Source organism: Tardiphaga sp. GW821-FHT12E02, from assembly GCF_058807155.1.
In genome coordinates, this window is sequence record NZ_JBXAQK010000001.1 from 4,054,551 (window position 1) to 4,072,766 (window position 18,216).

Annotated in this window: 17 protein-coding genes and 1 tRNA gene; 5 read left to right on the top strand and 13 right to left on the bottom strand. The window is 62.4% G+C overall.

Features of this window, described 5'->3' with window-relative positions; translation table 11 throughout:
• Positions 1-27: 27 nt before the first annotated feature.
• The 5 genes from AC1RQ5_RS19185 to rpoZ all read right to left on the bottom strand — a co-directional run bounded on the left by AC1RQ5_RS19185 (position 28) and on the right by rpoZ (position 6,407).
• Positions 28-888: a MaoC family dehydratase gene (locus tag AC1RQ5_RS19185; protein WP_493201046.1), complete on the bottom strand. Its 861-nt coding sequence runs from the start codon at positions 886-888 to the stop codon at positions 28-30.
• 142 nt (positions 889-1,030) lie between these two features.
• On the bottom strand, positions 1,031-1,420 hold the full coding sequence (locus AC1RQ5_RS19190) for a Zn-ribbon domain-containing OB-fold protein (RefSeq protein WP_398479632.1): 390 nt from the start codon (positions 1,418-1,420) through the stop codon (positions 1,031-1,033).
• Positions 1,420-2,568 carry a thiolase family protein gene (locus AC1RQ5_RS19195; RefSeq protein ID WP_398479634.1) on the bottom strand — a complete coding sequence of 383 codons (1,149 nt, stop codon included), beginning with the start codon at positions 2,566-2,568 and terminating at the stop codon, positions 1,420-1,422. Before AC1RQ5_RS19195 ends, AC1RQ5_RS19190 begins: the two co-directional genes overlap by 1 nt.
• A 954-nt stretch (positions 2,569-3,522) precedes the next feature.
• Complete coding sequence (locus tag AC1RQ5_RS19200) at positions 3,523-5,868, bottom strand: RelA/SpoT family protein (protein WP_398480614.1); 2,346 nt, start codon at positions 5,866-5,868, stop codon at positions 3,523-3,525.
• 146 nt (positions 5,869-6,014) lie between these two features.
• Positions 6,015-6,407 (bottom strand): DNA-directed RNA polymerase subunit omega, encoded by a 393-nt coding sequence (rpoZ, locus tag AC1RQ5_RS19205; protein WP_398480612.1) that lies wholly within the window; start codon positions 6,405-6,407, stop codon positions 6,015-6,017.
• Between the two features lie 391 nt (positions 6,408-6,798).
• Here rpoZ and AC1RQ5_RS19210 point away from each other — a divergent pair, with 391 nt between their 5' ends.
• Positions 6,799-7,425 carry a LabA-like NYN domain-containing protein gene (locus AC1RQ5_RS19210; protein WP_398480610.1) on the top strand — a complete coding sequence of 209 codons (627 nt, stop codon included), beginning with the start codon at positions 6,799-6,801 and terminating at the stop codon, positions 7,423-7,425.
• A 28-nt stretch (positions 7,426-7,453) separates the two neighbouring features.
• On the top strand, positions 7,454-8,116 hold the full coding sequence (locus AC1RQ5_RS19215; RefSeq protein ID WP_398480608.1) for a uracil-DNA glycosylase: 663 nt from the start codon (positions 7,454-7,456) through the stop codon (positions 8,114-8,116).
• Between the two features lie 115 nt (positions 8,117-8,231).
• Here the strand turns inward: AC1RQ5_RS19215 and AC1RQ5_RS19220 are convergent, their stop codons facing one another.
• The 4 genes from AC1RQ5_RS19220 to dapA all read right to left on the bottom strand — a co-directional run bounded on the left by AC1RQ5_RS19220 (position 8,232) and on the right by dapA (position 10,910).
• Positions 8,232-8,807 (bottom strand): peroxiredoxin, encoded by a 576-nt coding sequence (locus tag AC1RQ5_RS19220; protein ID WP_493201050.1) that lies wholly within the window; start codon positions 8,805-8,807, stop codon positions 8,232-8,234.
• A gap of 137 nt (positions 8,808-8,944) precedes the next feature.
• The gene (gene smpB, locus AC1RQ5_RS19225; protein ID WP_398480603.1) at positions 8,945-9,418 is read right to left on the bottom strand and encodes an SsrA-binding protein SmpB; all 474 of its coding nucleotides are present in this window, start codon (positions 9,416-9,418) and stop codon (positions 8,945-8,947) included.
• Positions 9,419-9,473: 55 nt separating this feature from the next.
• Entirely contained in the window at positions 9,474-9,893 is a 420-nt protein-coding gene (gene mscL / locus AC1RQ5_RS19230; RefSeq protein ID WP_398480601.1) for a large conductance mechanosensitive channel protein MscL, read from the bottom strand.
• A 123-nt stretch (positions 9,894-10,016) separates the two neighbouring features.
• Positions 10,017-10,910, bottom strand: a complete 894-nt coding sequence (gene dapA, locus AC1RQ5_RS19235; protein WP_398480599.1) for a 4-hydroxy-tetrahydrodipicolinate synthase — start codon at positions 10,908-10,910, stop codon at positions 10,017-10,019.
• 280 nt (positions 10,911-11,190) lie between these two features.
• Between dapA and AC1RQ5_RS19240 the strand changes: the two genes are divergently transcribed.
• Positions 11,191-13,575 carry a lytic transglycosylase domain-containing protein gene (locus tag AC1RQ5_RS19240; protein WP_493203475.1) on the top strand — a complete coding sequence of 795 codons (2,385 nt, stop codon included), beginning with the start codon at positions 11,191-11,193 and terminating at the stop codon, positions 13,573-13,575.
• 317 nt (positions 13,576-13,892) lie between these two features.
• Here AC1RQ5_RS19240 and AC1RQ5_RS19245 read toward each other — a convergent pair whose 3' ends face one another.
• Positions 13,893-15,389: a porin gene (locus tag AC1RQ5_RS19245; RefSeq protein ID WP_398480597.1), complete on the bottom strand. Its 1,497-nt coding sequence runs from the start codon at positions 15,387-15,389 to the stop codon at positions 13,893-13,895.
• Positions 15,390-16,005: 616 nt separating this feature from the next.
• On the opposite strand from AC1RQ5_RS19245, the gene AC1RQ5_RS19250 reads away from it, so the two are divergent.
• Positions 16,006-16,097 (top strand) — tRNA-Ser (locus AC1RQ5_RS19250).
• A gap of 229 nt (positions 16,098-16,326) precedes the next feature.
• On the opposite strand, the gene AC1RQ5_RS19255 is transcribed toward AC1RQ5_RS19250, so the two are convergent.
• Positions 16,327-16,608: a hypothetical protein gene (locus AC1RQ5_RS19255; protein ID WP_493201053.1), complete on the bottom strand. Its 282-nt coding sequence runs from the start codon at positions 16,606-16,608 to the stop codon at positions 16,327-16,329.
• 234 nt (positions 16,609-16,842) lie between these two features.
• Between AC1RQ5_RS19255 and AC1RQ5_RS19260 the strand changes: the two genes are divergently transcribed.
• The gene (locus tag AC1RQ5_RS19260; protein ID WP_493201055.1) at positions 16,843-17,118 is read left to right on the top strand and encodes a hypothetical protein; all 276 of its coding nucleotides are present in this window, start codon (positions 16,843-16,845) and stop codon (positions 17,116-17,118) included.
• On the opposite strand, the gene AC1RQ5_RS19265 is transcribed toward AC1RQ5_RS19260, so the two are convergent.
• Both AC1RQ5_RS19265 and AC1RQ5_RS19270 read right to left on the bottom strand, forming a co-directional pair.
• The gene (locus AC1RQ5_RS19265) at positions 17,115-17,384 is read right to left on the bottom strand and encodes a hypothetical protein (protein ID WP_493201057.1); all 270 of its coding nucleotides are present in this window, start codon (positions 17,382-17,384) and stop codon (positions 17,115-17,117) included. The genes AC1RQ5_RS19260 and AC1RQ5_RS19265 overlap by 4 nt on opposite strands.
• Before the next feature lie 690 nt (positions 17,385-18,074).
• Positions 18,075-18,203: a hypothetical protein gene (locus AC1RQ5_RS19270; RefSeq protein WP_256438169.1), complete on the bottom strand. Its 129-nt coding sequence runs from the start codon at positions 18,201-18,203 to the stop codon at positions 18,075-18,077.
• Between the last annotated feature and the right edge of the window lie 13 nt (positions 18,204-18,216).

The window sequence follows — 18,216 nt, forward strand, 5'->3', positions numbered from 1 at the left end:
GGTCCCCGCTTTCGCGGGGACGACAGACTACGCCAGCACGGTCCGCCCGCTCTTGATCACGGTGACGCCGCGGTCCTTCACCTTGGCCTCGAAGCTCACGACATTGCCGTCCTTCCACAGATCCATGGTCACCGTCTCGCCCGGAAACACCGGCGACGAGAAGCGCGCGCCGTGCTGCTTGAAGGCGCTCGGATCGTAATCGGCAAAGGTCTGCAGCACGCCGCGGCAGGTGATGCCATAGGTGCACATGCCGTGCAGGATCGGACGCGGGAAGCCGGCCTTCTTGGCGAATTCCGGATCGGAGTGCAGCGGGTTGCGGTCGCCACAGAGGCGATAGACCAGCGCCTGATCCGGGCGCGTGGTGATGTCGATGGTCTTGTCGGGCGCGCGGCTCGGCACCTTGTGGGCTTCGGGCTGGCCTTCCGACGGGCCGCCAAAACCGCCATCGCCGCGGGCGAAGCGCGAAGCCACAAGCGTCGCGAGCGCCTCGCCCTTCTCGTCACGCAGAATGGTCTGGTGCAGGATGACGACGCCCTTGTCGGCGCCCTTGTCGAACACGCCGAGCACGCTGGAGTCAGCCGTGATCTTCGCTTCGACCGGCAGCGGCTTGTGGAAGGTGATGTCGCGCTCGCCATCAACCACCATCACGCGGTTGAGCTTCATGTCGCCGGGACCCGAACCCCATGCCGCGACGGAGGCGAAGGTCGGAACGACCTTCAGCGGACGCGGCGTGTAGGTGCCCTCATTGACGAAAGCGAGTTCGGTCTCGTTCATCGGATCGGCGCCGAGGCCGATGCCATAGGCGTAGAGCATAACTTCCCGATCGGTCCAGGAATATTGCTGGCCGATGTTCTTCATCGCCATCAGCTCTTCGTAGACGAGTGGCATTCGAGGCTCCCGGATTTTTGTTTGTTGATTGTCTGGTCTCTCACTGTCATCGCCCGGCTTGACCGGGCGATCCAGTACTCTCTGAAAGTGCGGCGTTTACTGGGTCACCCGGTCAAGCCGGGTGACGACAGTTGTGTGCAGCTTACGCCGGCGTGAAGAACGGTAGCGGCGCGCCATCCGTCGGCTTCCACACCACCTTCACCTTCTGGCCGATCTTCAGCGTCGCCGGATCGCAATCGACGATATTCGTCTGCACCGACGGGCCTTCCTTCAGCGTCACATAGGCAATGACATAAGGGCCGGTCGCCGATTTGCGCATGTGGCTGTAGGTGTAGATCTCGGCCTCGCCCGAGCTCTCTTCCCACTCGGTCTTGTCGGAGAAGCAGAACGGGCAGATCGAGCGCGGAAAGAAATGCGCGTCGCCGCAGGTGGTGCAGCGCTTGATCAGGAACTTGCCGTCCTTGGCCGCATCCCAGAACGGCTGCGTTTCCGGATTGCCCTGCGGGGTCGGATACTTCTTGGCTTCAGTCATCACACGCGCTCCAGAATGGCGGTCGAGGCAGCGTGGCGCACGCCGAGCAGGCCGCCGGTGCCGTGAGCAATGGCGAGGTCGCAATTGGGGACCTGCACCTTCGGATGGGCTTCACCGCGCAACTGGCGCACGGCTTCGAGGATCTTGGTCATGCCGCCGCGATTGATCGGATGGTTGCTGCACAGACCGCCGCCATCGGTGTTGAACGGCAGCTTGCCGACGCCCGAAATCAGGTTGCCGTCGGAGACGAACTTGCCGCCCTCGCCCTTCTTGCAGAAGCCGAGATCCTCGAGCTGCATCAGCACCGTGATGGTGAAGCTGTCATAGATCGACGCATACTTCATGTCCTGCGGCGTGACGCCCGCTTCCGCGAACGCGCGCGGACCGGACCACACACCGGCGGAGTAAGTGAGGTCGAGATCCTTGCCGCCGCGCGGACCCTTCATGGCCTCGCCATGGCCGATCAGGCGCACCAAAGGCTTCTTCAGGCTCTTGGCGATATCCTCGGTGGTAACGATCAGCGCGCCGCCGCCGTCGGTGACGACGCAGCAATCCATGCGGCGCAGCGGGTCCGAAATCATCGGCGAGTTCAGCACGTCCTCGACGGTGACCACGTCCTTGAGCATCGCATGCGGATTGTATTGCGCATGATGGGAGGCTGCGACCTTGATCCAGGCAAGCTGTTCGGAGGTGGTGCCGTAATCGTGCATGTGGCGCATTGCGGCCATGCCATAGGCATTGTGCGTGGTGGCGCCATAGGCGGTTTCGAAGTCGGCTTCGGCGCCCTGCGCGCGCGGCGCCGGCGGCGATGTACGCGGCTTGCCGGCCAGCGTGATCAGCGCGACCGAGCATTTGCCGAGCGCGATCGCCTGCGCGGCATGGCCGAGCGCGATGATGTAGGAGCAGCCGCCGGTTTCGGTGGAATCCACATGGCGCGGCTTGAGACCGAGATAGTCGGTCATCGGCCACAGGCCGCCATTCGCATCGCCGGCGATGAAGAGACCGTCGACGTCCTTGTTCGTCAGGCCCGCATCCTCGAGCGCACCCTTGGCGACTTCGGCATGCAGCTGCCAGACCGACTTGTCCGGCGCGTGCCGCGTCGGATGCTCATAGATGCCCGCGATATAGGCCTTGCCCTTGATACTCAATCGTCTCTCCGCTTGGTGTTTCGTCCCAGTTCAGGTTTTTCTGCCGGTTCGATGCAGGCTTGGCAAGCGACAACATTTCACACTGCGGACGCGAATTTCACAGAGCGGAATGGTCGTAAACGGGTCGCGGATGTTTTCGCTAGCAGGGAAGCGGTTTGCCAATCTGGTTGGCGAGCTCTCACAAAAGCGGAGAGCAGGATTTCCGGAATTGGTGGGCTCAGCACGCGCCGACGTCACCGGGGCCGCCCCACCCCGGCCCTCCCCACTGCGCGGCTCCGCTGCTTGAGGGAGGGAGCACGACGATCGCGCTCTACTTTCTGATCGACATGTCAGACAGCCATGATCTCGCATTCTCGCGGCGCTTGCGCGTCCGAGGTGTGAGCATGTTCCCCCTCGCGACATGAGGGGAAGTGGCACGCCGCAAGGCGCACTTGGGTGGATCTTGACGCCGCCCGTGCAAGCTGGATCGCCAGCGAGACCGGACTGCGCAACGCCTTACGGCGCGCCACCGCGACGTTTTTCGGCCGAAGGACCGTTCTTCCGGGTACTGGGCGCTTCCGTCAGGGAAGCCATCCGACGGATTTCTCCGCCTTCGCCCGCACCACGTCCAGCCGCGCTAGCGGCAGGGCCCCGTAGTGGGCCCGGACGGTGACCCCCGACCGCCCGAGTGTGAAGGATACGTCCTCCCTCACCCGCAGGCGCCGCATCCTGCCCCACTCAAAGACGCCTCATGAGAGCGCCCCTCGCGAACAAGACGGGTGGGATAATGGCGACGATGGGAATTTTGTCAAGAACGAAATGAGAACGCTTATGTATCGCCGCGCTCTTCACGTCTGTCATCCCCGCGCAAGCGGGGATCCAGTATACACCGGCGGTGCGGCTCAATCCGAAAGGCCGGAGGATACTTGGTCACCCGGTCAAGCCGGGTGACGACAAGGATAGCCAGGTCGGTCTCTACCCGTCGACCCGCTCCACCTTCGCCACCACCGCTTTCGCGCGCAGTTGCGCGATGATCGCGCTGAGGTGCTTCAGGTCATACACGCCGAGATCGATCGTCTGCTCCGTAAAGTCCGGTGAGCGGCGGTGCATGCTGATATTGTCGATATTGCCGTCGTGATCGGCGATCACCTGGGCGATCTGCGCCAATGAGCCGGGCTCGTTGACGTTCTGCAGGAACAGGCGCGCCGGGAAACGTTGCGGTGACGACGTGTCCACATCCCACTTCACATCGACCCAGCGCTCCGGCTCTTCCTCGAACTCGCGCAAGGCCGGCGACTGGATCGGATAGATCGTGATGCCCTCACCCGGCGTGACGATGCCGACGATGCGGTCGCCGGGCACGGCGCCGCCATTGGGCGCAAATTTCACCGGCAGATCCGCATTGACGCCGCCGATGGAAATCACCGACAGGAATTTCCCGGCGCCGTCGCCCGAGCGGACCTTGTCGGCGGTGCTCTTCTTGTTGGCGGCATAGCGGCCGACGCGCTCTTCCTTGTAATCCGGATACATCGCGCGCGCGACATCGGCGGCGCGCAGTTCGCCGCGGCCGACCGAGGCCATGACCTCCTCGATGGATGAGCGTGCAAGACGCGGCAGCGCGCCCTTCAGCTGATCATCGGCATATTCGATCTTGGCGCGGGCAAACAGACGCTCGACGATGCGGCGGCCGAGACTCGCATATTGATCGCGCATCGCGGTGCGCGTGGCGCGGCGGATCGCGGCGCGCGCCTTGCCGGTGATGGCAAGCGACTCCCAGGCCGCTGGCGGCGCCTGCTGCGCCTTGGAGGTCAGCACCTCGACTTCGTCACCGTTCTGTAGTTCGGACGACAGCGGCGCAAACTTGCCGTTGATCTTGCAACCCACCGCGCTGTTGCCGACATCCGTATGCACGGCATAGGCGAAGTCGATCACATTGGCCGCGCGCGGCAAGGCGATCAGCTTGCCCTTGGGCGTGAAGCAGAACACCTGGTCGTGGAACAGTTCGAGCTTGGTGTGCTCGAGGAATTCTTCCGGATTGGTACTCTCGGAGAGAATGCCGATGGTATGGCGCAGCCACGCAAACGCATTCGACTCGCGCTTCAGGCGCTCGTTCGGCGAGCCCGCGCCTTCCTTGTAGAAGGCATGCGCCGCGATACCGTATTCGGCGATGCGGTTCATTTCCTCGGTGCGGATCTGCAATTCGACACGCTGGTTTCCGGGGCCGATCACCGTGGTGTGCAGCGAGCGATAGTCGTTCTGCTTTGGCGTCGAGATGTAGTCCTTGAAGCGGCCGGGCACGACGGGCCAGGTCGTATGCACGACGCCGAGCGCGCGATAGCAGGATTCCAGATCGTCGATGACGATGCGAAAGCCATAGATATCGGAGAGCTGTTCGAAGCCCACCGACTTGCGCTTCATCTTGGTCCAGATCGAAAACGGCTTCTTGCGGCGGCCCGAGACGCGCGCCTTCATGCCGTTCTTCTGCAGCTTGGTGGAGAGATGGCTTTCGATCATGCCGATCAGATCGCGATTGCGCTCGGTCAGCGTATCGAGGCGCTGCATCACCACCAGATGCGCGTCGGGATCGAGCACCTTGAAGGACAGTTCCTCCAGCTCCTCACGCATCGCCTGCATGCCCATGCGGCCGGCGAGCGGCGCATAGATGTCGAGCGTCTCGTCGGCAATGCGGCGGCGCGAGGCCGGCGGCATGAATTCCATGGTCCGCATATTGTGCAGACGGTCGGCGAGCTTGATCAGCAGCACGCGCACATCGTCGGCGATGGCGAGCAACAGCTTGCGCAGATTCTCGGCCTGCTTCGCCTCACGCGACACCAGTTCGAGTCGCTTCAGCTTGGTGAGGCCCTCGACCAGCGCGCCGATATCCGGACCGAACAGCTTGTCGATCTCGGCGCGGGTGGCTTCCGTATCTTCGATGGTGTCGTGCAGGAGCGCCGCCACGATGGTGGCGTCGTCGAGCTTCAGATCGGTGAGAATCGCTGCGACTTCGAGCGGATGGGTAAAATAGGGATCGCCGGAGGCGCGGGTCTGCTCGCCATGGGCGACCATGGCATAGACATAAGCGCGGTTGAGCAGGTCCTCGTCGGTATTCGGATTATAGGCGCGGACGCGCTCCACCAGGTCATACTGACGCATCATGCGGCCACGGCTGGCGCGCGTGGTCTTGCCAGCAACGGTTGTATCGGCCACCGGCGTGGTGCCCGCAGCTGCAGGCACGACCGACCCGTCCACGCGTACCGGCGGAACCGCCGTGGTCTCATTAGCGGCCTGCATCTGCCGTGACTGACGGCGCGACGTCGCCATAACCTTCCTCAATTCTCGGGAGTCACCGGCGACTCCATCTGCTTGAGATAATTTGCCCAGAAACGTTCTCCAAATGCAAAGGCCCGGACGTGTGGTCCGGGCCTTTGCGCAACACTGTGATCGAAAGACAGTTTAAGCGTATCCGCTTACTCGTCTTCTTCCGGCTGTTCTTCCGGCGGAGCCAGGCCTTCGAGGCCCTTGAGCAGCTCTTCTTCGGTCATGCGCTCGACGGCAACTTCGGTGTCGTCGGCATCGACGCTGGCGCCGGCCGAGCCGATCAATGGCACGACATCGCCTTCCGGCTCGTCCACTTCGACGAACTTCTGCAGCGAATGCACCAGTTCCTCGCGCAGATCTTCCGGCGAAATGGTTTCGTCGGCGATCTCGCGGAGCGAAACCACCGGGTTTTTGTCGTTGTCGCGATCAATCGTGAGTTGTGAACCCGACGAGATCATACGAGCCCGATGTGCTGCCAGCAGGACCAGGTCGAAGCGATTATCGACCTTGTCGATGCAATCTTCTACGGTGACGCGCGCCATGAAATGTCGCTCCGTTGGATGAGGGACCGAAAATAAAGGATTGTTGCCGGCTAGGTATAGCGGCTTCGCACGCAGCGCAAGAACGAAATTAGAATCCCGCTTCGTGGTTTTGTTTTGGTCAGGACTATGTTACCCTCAAAAGACCCTTGGATATGAGGGTCTTAGGACCATTAAATATTGGCCTTTCCGACACCATTTGGGCCACCAAAAGGCTTCATTGCAACTGCAAAAAGATGGGCTTATCGCTCTCCTCTTCAATTGCGTGAAAGTACGGTTTGCCGATCTGCCAAAAGGCAGGCGACGACTTGACGCTTACGACTTGATGCGAATGTGCGGCGAAGCTTCGCTGTGCCAAAAACGTAAACAACAACAAACCCTATGAGAAAACTTGATGTCTCAATCTGCTAACAAGATCGCGCTCTTCATCGATGGCGCCAATCTCTACGCCACGGCAAAGACGCTCGGTTTCGACATCGATTACAAGCGCCTTCTCAAGGAATTTCAGAGCCGCGGAACCCTCGTACGCGCTTTCTATTACACGGCCATTATTGAAGATCAGGAATACTCGTCGATTCGCCCGCTGATCGACTGGCTCGACTACAACGGGTACACGGTGGTGACCAAAGCCACCAAGGAATTCATCGATGCGTCGGGCCGACGCAAGGTGAAGGGCAATATGGACATCGAACTCGCTGTCGATGCCATGGAGCTTGCCGAGCATGTGGACCAGATCGTGCTGTTCTCCGGCGACGGCGATTTCCGCTCGCTGGTTGAAGCCGTGCAGCGCCGCGGCGTGCGCGTCACGGTGATCTCCACCATTTCGAGCCAGCCGCCGATGATCGCCGACGAACTGCGCCGCCAGGCGGACGTGTTCACGGACCTGATGGAATTGCAGAGCAAGATCGGCCGCGACCCGTCGGAGCGCCCTGCTCCGCGCGAGCCGCGCCATCAAACGCCGCAATTCCTGCAGCGCTCGGCCACCGTGGCACCACGAGGCGACGACGATTTCGAAGACTAGTACTCAGCTCAGTCGACAACAGCCGGCGGTGGTCGCAACTGCGATCTCCGCCGGTACTGCGACCGATCCAGGCCGCGACTGCCCGCTCTGCCCTCGCCTCGTCGATTACCGCACTGAGCTTCGCGCCCGCGAGCCCGATGGCTTCAACGCGCCGGTGCCGTCCTTCGGCGGCGCGGATGCGCAACTGCTAATCGTGGGGCTCGCGCCGGGCGCCCAGGGCGCCAATCGCACCGGGCGGCCCTTTACCGGCGATTATGCCGGCGACCTCCTCTACGACACCCTGCTGCATTTCGGCTTCGCCAAAGGCACCTTCCTGGCGCGACCGGATGATGGGCTGACCTTGACCAACAGTCGCATCACCAATGCGGTGCGCTGCGTGCCGCCGCAGAACAAGCCGCTGCCGGTGGAAATCACCACCTGCCGCCCATTCCTGATTGCCACGATGGACGCGATGCCTCGCCTGCGCGCCATCGTGCTGCTCGGCCGCGTGGCCCATGACACGATGCTGAAGACGCTGGGTATCCGCGCGGTGACAGCGCCATTCACCCATGGCGGCGTGCATGATGCCGGCCGGTTCAAGCTGTACGACAGCTATCACTGCTCGCGCTACAACACGAATACGGGCGTGCTGACGCCGGAGATGTTTCGTGCCGTGTTTGCCCGGGTGAAGACGGATCTGGCGGCAGAGTGATCTTCACTTGTCGTCACCCGGCTTGACCGGGTGACCCAGTAGACATCGCCAGCGTTTACTGGATCGCCCGGTCAAGCCGGGCGATGACAGCAGGATGTAAATTGCGCACGGCCATCTACACCGGATTGGCCTTCAGCCATTCCAGCACATCGCCCGCATTCCGATCCGGCGGAAACACCGGATAGAACACATGGGTGATGACAGCATCATCCACGACCAGTGCGAGACGCTTGATCAGCGTGAGACCGGCGACATCCATGGTCGGCAGGCTCAGCGCATCCGCGAGGTCGAGCTTCTCGTCGGACAGCACCGGAAACGGCAGATGCAGTCGCGCGGCCATCTCGGTTTGATAGGCGTTGCTCTGGGTCGAGAGACCGAACACATGCTGTGCGCCGGCTGATGTCAGGTCACGAAACAGATCGCGGAACGAACAGGCCTGCGGTGTGCAGCCGCGCGCACCGGGGATCATGTCCCAGTCATCGGTGAGCCCGATCTTGCCCGGCTCGCCGGTGCGCGGATAGCCGAACACCACGGTGCGGCCTTGCAGCTCGGACAGATCGACCGCGGTGTCATCGGTCGCGCGCAAGCTGAGCGAGGGGATCGTCATGCCGACGAGATGCGCGGCAGCGCCGTCGTCCTCGGGTGCCGGGATCTTGCTCCAGTCGACGTCGGTCAGACTTGGTTGGGTCATATCCACTCCCAGTAGTCACGATCACTCCGCCCTCATGGTGAGGAGGCGCCCTTGCGCCGTCTCGAATCATGAGATGTGGAGCTCTGCCGCCATCCTTCGAGACGCCGCTACGCGGCTCCTCAGGATGAGGGCTTGAGCTATCCCCGCGCCCGGAGCAGACGCCCCTTCTCGCGGCCCCAGTCGCGGTCCTTCTCGGCGGCGCGCTTGTCGTGGAGCTGCTTGCCCTTGGCAAGCGCGAGCTGCAGTTTCACGCGGCCGCGCTCGTTAAAATACATTTTCAACGGCACCAGCGTCATGCCCTGACGCTCCACCGCCCCCATCAGCTTGTTGATCTGCTTCCTGTGCAGCAGCAATTTGCGCGGGCGCTTCGGCTCGTGATTGAACTGGTTGGCCTGCAGATATTCAGGAATGTTGCAGTTGATCAGCCAGATCTCGCCGCCCTTGGGATCGGCGTATGATTCCGCAATGGTGCTCTTGCCGTTGCGGATCGACTTCACCTCGGTGCCGGTCAAGGCGATGCCGGCCTCCACCGTGTCTTCCACGGCGAAGTTGAACCGCGCCTTGCGGTTCTCGGCGATCACCTTGATCGGACGTTCTTTCTTTTCGGCCATCATATTCTTTCGGTGCTAGGCACCAGATATAGGAACGTCCGGCCCGCGCGGCAAATCAGGCCTTTGCCTTGAGCAGGTCGCGGATTTCGGTGAGCAGTGCGGCTTCCGCACTCGGCTTCGCCGGCTCGGCGGGCTTGGCTTCTTCCTTGCGCTTCAGCGTGTTCATGCCGCGGATCACCATGAACAGCACGAAGGCGACGATGATGAAGTTCAGCGTCAGCGTCAGGAAGCTGCCCCAGGCGAGCACGGCGCCCTGTTTCTTGGCATCGGCGAGATTGGTCGCCGTAACCGACTTCGACAGGCCGGTGAAGTAATTCGAGAAATCGAGACCGCCGGTGATGGCGCCGATGATCGGCATGATGATGTCGGCCACCATCGAGGAGACGATGGCACCGAACGCCGCGCCGATGATCACGCCGACGGCGAGATCGACCACGTTGCCCTTCATGGCGAAATCACGAAATTCCTTCAGCATGTGCAATCCCTTTCCAATTCAAAATACTCCGTCATCGCGAGGAGCGTAGCGACGAAGCGATCCAGAAAGCCAGAAAAAGAAAGAACTGGATTGCTTCGCTACGCTCGCAATGACGTCCGAAGCTTAATTGATCAGGCCGGCATGGACCATGGCGGCGCGGATCGCCTTGCCGGTCGGCTCCGTGACGGACAGCAGCGGCAGGCGCACGCTTTCGTCGCCGCGGCCGAGCAGCTTGAGGCCATGCTTGGCGCCGGCGAGGCCGGGCTCCTTGAAGATGGTGTCATGCAGCGGCGTCAGGCGATCCTGGATTTTCAGCGCGCCGGCATAGTCGCCCTTGAACACCAGATCCATCAATTCGGCGCACAGCTTTGGCGCGACATTGGCCGTGACGGAGATGCAGCCATGGCCGCCGGCAGCCATATAGGACAGCGCCGTCATGTCCTCGCCCGAGAGCTGGATGAAATCCGGGCCCATGGCGTGGCGCTGCTTGGAAACGCGGCCGACATCGGCGGTGGCGTCCTTCACACCGGCGATGTTCTTGAGTTCGTACAAGCGCGCCATGGTCTCGACGGACATATCAACCACGGAGCGCGGGGGAATGTTGTAAATGATGATCGGAATACCGATCGCGTCATTCACCGCCTTGAAGTGCTGATACATGCCCTCTTGCGTGGGCTTGTTGTAATAGGGCGTGACGACCAGCACGGCATCCGCACCGGCCTTCTCGGCATGCTTGGCGAGCGCCACGGCTTCGCGGGTCGAGTTCGAGCCAGCGCCGGCAATCACGGGCAAGCGGCCCTTGGCCTCGTCGATGCACCATTCGACGACCTTGGCGTGCTCGTCATGGGTCAGGGTCGGGCTCTCGCCGGTGGTACCGACGGGAACCAGGCCGTGGGAGCCCTCGGAGATCTGCCAGGCCACATGGGCGCGCACGGCTTCCTCGTCCAGCGCACCGGCTTTGAACGGGGTGACCAGAGCGGTGTAGGACCCCCGGAAAATCGTCTTGGTGGCTGCCATGGTCTGCTCCGAACGCGATGCGGCTTCCGCCGTCTGCTTGAACCTATTGAATGGACTGCGAGTCTTATCGACTTCGAGGCTGCGGCGAAAGACCGCCCAAGACGCGATCGGTCGCTATCGGGCTGGTTTTGCGGGCTTTCCGCCCCGATTTCGCCGCTGTGGCGGCGCACATCAGGATGCAAGGCGACCGGCGTTGACGAATTGGTCACCCTTTCAATCAAATACATCAGGGGAATGTCGGCGAAGATGTGATTCGCCGCGAGGAAACAGCGTGACGCGACTGATCCCAACTCCTGCGGCCCGACGGACGGCGCTCCGCGCCAGTCTGGCGCTACTGCTGAGCGTCTCGATTCCTGCGCTCGAAGCCGGCGCTGCCGGTACGACAGAGGCATCGAAGACCAGTCAGACAGCCAAGGACGCTACGGCGAAGCCGGCCGGTGCCAAGCCTGCGGCGGCCAAAGGCGCTGCAGACAAATCCGCGGCGAAGCCCGCCGCGGCCAAGCAGGCTCCCGCCAAATCAGCCACTGCGAAGCCCGAAGCCGCGAAATCGACTGCGGCAAAGCCTGCTGCTGCGAAGCCGACCGCGAGCAAACCCGCCGCCGCAAAACCTGTCGCGGCCAAGCCTGCGACTGCGCATACCGGCACCGTGACCCCTGCGCCAGCGATTCAGCCGGCCACGCGCCAACATGCCGTTGCCCCGCCAGCCGCGAAGAAGCCGCCGCCTGCCCGTGCCGCCATTGCGGCCACCAGTTCGACCTCCCAGGCCGATGGCCAGGCGCTGGAGAATGTCATCGAGCTCGTTCGCAAGGGCAAAAGCTCTGAGGCCGGTCAGGTCGCGCAGACCATCGGCGATCCCGTCGCGCGCAAACTCGCCGAGTGGATTTATCTGCGCAGCGAGAACAACGGCGCCTCCGTAGAGCGCTATCGCGCCTTCATCGCCGCCAATCCGAGCTGGCCGTCGCAGACCTTCGTGCGCCGTCGCGCCGAGGCCGCGCTGTGGGATGACAAACGCGACGACAGCGCGATCCAGTCCTATTTCGATGACGAGAAGCCGATCTCGGCCAAGGGCAAATTCGCGCTTGCCAAATCGCTGCTCGCACGCGGCGATCGCGCCAATGCCGAGCGGCTCGTTCGCGACGCCTGGCGCAACGATCCGATCTCCGGCGACACCGAGGCCATGGCCATCGACATGTTCGGCCCGCTGATCACGCCCGGTGATCACAAGGCCCGCATGGACATGCTGCTCTATGGCAGCGATGGCGATCCCGGCCTGCGCTCGGCCAAGCGGCTCGGCGGCGCCCAGATGGCGCTGGCACGCGCACGCATCGCCGTCACCAAGAAGGCATCGAATGCGAAGGCACTGCTTGATGCCGTGCCATCCGAATTGCATAGCGACCCCGGCTATCTGTTCAGCCGCATCCAGCAACTGCGCCGCGACGAACGTTTCGCCGAAGCCGCGCGCCTGATGTCGGCAGTGCCGCGCGATATCAATCGCCTGCACAATCTCGACGAATGGTGGATCGAACGCCGCCTGCTGTCGCGAAAGCTGCTCGATGTGGGCGAGCATCGCGCGGCCTATGTGGTGGCGCGCGACGCCGCACTGCCCGCGCGTGACATCTACAAGACCGAACAGGAATTCACGGCCGGCTGGATCGCATTGCGCTTCCTGAAAGACCCTGCGACAGCCTCGCAGCATTTTGCGCGCATCGGCGTCGGCAGCGTCAATCCGACCGCGCTGGCCCGCGCCGGATATTGGCAGGGTCGCGCCGCGGAAGCCGCTGGCCGCAGTTCTGAGGCCCGCGCGGCCTACACCCGCGCGGCGGAGCAATCGACCAGCTATTACGGCCAGCTCGCCCGTGGAAAACTGGGCCTGCCGCAGCTCGATATCAGCGGCTCGCTATCGACGCGCGCGCGCGGCTCCGATCGGCTCGAAATCGTCCGTGCCGTGCAGCTGCTCTATGCGCTCGACGAGAAGGAGATCGCGATTCCGATTTTCGCCGATGTCGGTGAGAACGGCGATCCCGAAGCGGTGCTCGGCCTCAGCGAACTCGCATCGCAGAACAAGGATGCGCGCGGCATGCTGCTGGTCGGCAAGGCCGCGCTCAATCGCGGCCTGCCCTTCGATCACTATGCCTATCCGACCATGGGCATTCCGAGCTACCGGCCGGTCGGACCGGAGGTCGAGCCCGCGGTCGTCTATGCGATCGCGCGACAGGAAAGCGCGTTCAATCCCGCTGTCGTATCTCCCGCGCAGGCCTATGGCCTGATGCAGGTGACGCCGAGCGCCGCGCAATATGTCGCCAAGCGGCACGGCGCCACTTACGACCTCGCGCGACTGAAGAACGACTCCACCTACAATGCTGCCCTCGGCGCCGCCGAACTCGGCGGCCTCTTGGAAGACTATCGCGGCTCCTACATCATGACCTTTGCGGGCTACAATGCCGGCCGCGGCAGCGTCCGCAAATGGATCGAGCGCTATGGCGATCCGCGCGATCCCAATGTGGATGCGGTGGACTGGGTGGAGTCGATTCCCTTCGCCGAGACGCGCAACTACGTCCAGCGCATCATGGAAAACCTGCAGGTCTATCGCGCCCGCTTCGGCGGCAGCCAGAAGCTGCAGATCGATGCCGACCTGCATCGCGGCCGCGGCAGCAGCGTCGAGTAACTGCTGCGAACGAGCCAACCGCCCTCAGCGCGCTTTGTCTGTCACCACCCGCGCAAGCGGGTGGTCCAGTAAACGCAATCGTTTCAGCACAACCACCACTGCCGGTGTCTACTGGATCGTCCGGTCCTAGCGCGCAAGTGCGCGCGGCCGGACGATGACAACGGAGTGGCAGGCAGACACCTTTCGCAACGACCGCCCACAAACAAAAGCTCACGGCTCAGCTGCCGCAGTCATCACGTCCCTACAAACAAAAACCCCCGGCAGTTGCCTGCCGGGGGTCTTGTATTCAGATATCGATTGCCGTGAGGCGTTCGATATTAGAACGAGCGCAGGATCTGAACCGAACCGTTGTACAGGTTCTGGTCGCTGACCGAGTAGCTCTGGGCTGCACGGCCCGGAACGGTCGCACCGGTCACAATGCCACCCAGGTTCTGCTCGAGGCGGGTGTAGGTGAATTCGGCCGACAGGGTCAGGTTCTTGACCGGGGTCCAGGCGGTACGGGTACCGATCTGGGCGATGCCGAAGTCGAAGTTGTTGGTCGAACCGACGAGCGAGCCGTTGTTCGAACCCGGAATCGTGCGACCCGGAGCGAAGGCAGCGGCTAGCAGCGCGTTGCCGCCGTCACCATACGAGATGCTGCTGTAGCTGCCCCAGAGCGAGGTGCGCCAGGCCGGGTTCCAGTAGTGCTCGAAGTAACCGACGACCGACCAGGCTTCGCTCTGCTCGATCTGGCCATTCGTGCCGTAAATGCCGTCAAGCACGTAGCCGAAAGCCATCGAGTCGCCGGAAACCTTGGCAAAACGACCGCCGCCCGAGGTGTCGGTGGTGCCGCCAGCGATGGCGTACTTGGCCGCGCCCTTGCCGTAGCTGGCTTCGAGCTTCAGGCTGTCGCCAGCGCCGGTCGGGAGGTTCTTGAACTCGACAGCGCCGTTGACGGCGAAGCCGTAGGAGTCATCCGGATGCGCAGTGCTGCCGGCGTAGAAACCCGGGGTGATCGTGTGCATCGCAGCACCGAAGTGCAGCGAACCCCAAGCCTGATCGAGGCGCAGGTTGCCGACGATGTCCGGAATGTGGTTGCCGCCGTACGAGTTACCCGCGAAGGTGTTCGACGTCGCGCCGTAGGCACCGGTGTTGCCGCTGGCGCCGAACGGGCCAACAAGGGCCAGACCGTTGTTGTAGAGACCGGCGTTGCGGTAGGGCGAGGCGTTTTCGAGCGAGATGGTGCCCGACACGCCGTTACCGAACGAAGCGGTGTAGGCGAGCTGCGGGATACCGGTCGTGTTGTTCGAACCGGCCATGAAGCCCGACGAGATGGTCGGCTTCGAGAGAGCCCACTGCGGGTCGAACTGCGAGACGGCCTTACCGAAGGTGAAGCCGGCGAACTGGATGAAGGCGTAGTCGACTTCGGTGAAGCCGCCAGCGATCGATTCACGGTTCTGCGAGAAGTCGAACTGGATGTTCGCATAGGTGCGGACAACGCCGTATTCGGTGGCGGTGCGGGTGTCGGTGGTCAGGTTGATACGCTGACGGGTGATGTAATAGTCCTGCGTCCATGCGCCGGCGCCACCAGCGCCACCCTGCCAGAACGGGGTGTCGTAGTTGTTGGCGTTGAACGAGGTGTCGATACGGATCGCACCACCGATCTTGACGCAGGTATCGGTGCCCGGGATGTAGTAGAAACCGGCGCCGTAGAGAGAGCAGACCTTCACGTATTCAACGGCCTTGGCCTTGACGGGAAGATCGGCTGCCTGAGCGCCACCAACAGCGAGGATGCCCGCTGCGGAGCCCAGGATAAGGCCCTTAATCGTCTTCATGTAACCTCCAAGTTGCTAAAGGGAAGGTTCCGTCACGGGGCGCGTATGCACCCTGAAGACAAGTTCCTAGATCCCTGACAACCCGCGCCGAGACTCCTGATCCAAGCCACATGCCCGCGGCTCGAATCCATCATCAGTACGGGACGACCTCGGGATGCCCCCCTCCGTCGCACCAGGAACATCCCCTATGGCTTGCCGCTTCGCAACAATGGAACGCCTCGAAACCGCCCTGCTTCGGCCATTTGCGCCAAGGTGTTGCGTAAATCACACGCGCTTGTGATTGCACAATTCGACCAAGCAACTGATTTATTTAGCTAATTCAACATTGCAAAAATCATGTCACAAACATCGCGCGCAACGTGTGCGGCGCTATTGTTCTCGGAAAACACCCATATCGGGCGCCAGCAAGTCCCGAATCGAGGAGATTCGGGCGCCGCTCACGCGGCTGCCGGCGCCATGCGCGCGTTTTCGCCGGGCGCGCAGGCTCGCCGATGGGCTGGACATATATAGAAGTGTGTATCGCGCCGGCTCTGACGGGAAAATTATCTGCACAGCTGCACGAGATGCGATCTGGTGCTTGCGGCTCACGGCGCTGTCGGGCATATGCAGCCATGATGGAGCTGTGGCCGAGTGGCTGAAGGCACCGCTTTGCTAAAGCGGCATACCTGTTAAAGGGTATCGAGGGTTCGAATCCCTCCGGCTCCGCCACTCTGAAAGTGGCGCCCTCATTGTCCAGCAAACATTTGAAATTTGCGTGCCGCTCTCGAACGGCGGGCTTGGTGCGCGGTGGCGCAACGCTTGCCTGGATTCAGCGCCAAGCGTCACATCACCCGACTACAGATCTGCCAATGACGGGAGACATCACGCCCCTCCCCTTGTCCGGCGACGCGGACGCGATGTCGGCCCATCGGCACATCACGTCCCGCGCGCTGCCGCGTTACCAGGTCTGGTTACGGGCGTTGTCGCCGCTGCCGTAGCCGTAATTGCTCCAGGTCTGCGACGGGCCGGCGGATGCTCCTCCGACATAGGCGCCATAGGCGTTGCGTACCGATTTGCGCTGCGCCTGATGATGACGGCGTGCCGCACTCAGATCAGTCGCCGACGCGCTGACGGACGCGGTCTTGGCAGGCGCAGCCGAAGCCGGCCCGGTGGCGGCGACAGCAAAGGTGGCGAAAAGCGCAAGCGCGCCGGCGCGCAGCGAGAGGGTCTTGATCGACATGATGATGTCCTTGTGTTGAGAGGCCGACCGGTCTCTGTGGAGAGGTGACACACAGGACATTGGGTGGCTGGCGCTTGTTACAAGCAAGCTGCGCGTCACAAGCCCGTGACGCAGTGCGGCATGGCGATGCGCCTGCCCATGACCGAATTGAGGAAAAAATGTGGAGCGGCTTCGAACCCGGTTTCTGCGGGCCGCGACGACTGGGTGTGACCATCACACACCGGGGAGGACATCATGTCCACGCAGGCCACCACGACCATCGGACGTATCGCGCTGCTCGCCACTCTCATGATGACGGCCTCAACGGCCCTCGCCTCGGCTCAGACCTTCAGCTCCGAACAACGACGGCTCTGCACCGGCGATGCGTTCCGGCTGTGCAGTTCGGCGATCCCGAATGTGGAGGAGATCACCATCTGCATGCGCAAGCAGAAGGCCAGTCTCAGCAGCGGCTGCAAGGCGGTGTTTGACAAGCCGGTCGTCACCGCCGTGAGCAGCAAGTCGGACGATTAGTGCGCGGTCACCATCCAGGCGCGGGCATCGCGCTGCGCGGTGGCGATCTCGACATCCGACATCATGTCGGCGACTTCGCGGCGCATCGGGATCGCATCGACCCGGCCCTTGAGCGCTGCGAGATTGAACCATTTATGCGCAGCCACGAGATCAACGATCCCGGCGCGGCCGCTCGACCAATACATGCCGCGCTCGAACAGCACGTCCTGGATCGCGGTGTCGGTGACGGGCGTTGCCGCCCCGAAATCGATCTGCCCCTGAAACATCACTCATTCCTTTTTTATGTTTGCCGCCCCAACCGAGCGCGGCTCCTGTCCGTGTTTGACTTGCCCCAACCGCCAGTTATGTCCGGCGTGTTGAGGCAAATATGCCGGTCAAATTTGAATGGCAGTTTAAGCATCGCGATGAACGGTTTCTGAACGCGGACAGCCGGCACGCGCGCATGCGAGCGCGAAAACCCAGCATTCATGCGGGTTTTCTGCATTTTGCGGATTTCGGTTTACCTTGCCGGTTGGCGATCGCGTAACCATCGCGAAGACAGGCTCCGCCGCAGGGCGGATGAGCCGTAGGCGTCATCCGCCTCGGAGTTTCAACAATGAACTCGGCCGGCGGATGAAGCTTCGCTCATCCGCCCTACAGCACAGCACTATCGAAATGGGAAAACTTGATCATCGCCGGGGATCAACCGCACCGGCGGAAAAGACGAGGGCGTCGGCAACACGTCAGGATCATGCCTGCCGGCATCATGCCGGAGACTGCGGATCAAGGATCCGCCCGTAGAGGAAAGCCGATCACTGCATGACCGACTTCTCTGCCGAACCGATGCGAAGACGAACTCCGCAGTGCCGATCCAGCCGTTCGACCTGATGTCTCGCCGACACCCTCTTTCGTCGATCGGAGCCGTAACGCCGACGACGGCGCCGGCATTGCTGCCGGCGTAGTCCGAGAAGAAGAAGTTACTTCTTCTTGGCGGCCTTCTTCGCGACCTTCTTGGTCTTCTTGGCGGTCTTCTTGACTGCGGTCTTCGCAGCCTTCTTCACCGTCTTCTTCGCCTTAGCGACTTTCTTCACTGCCTTCTTAGCCATGTTGCCCTCCATA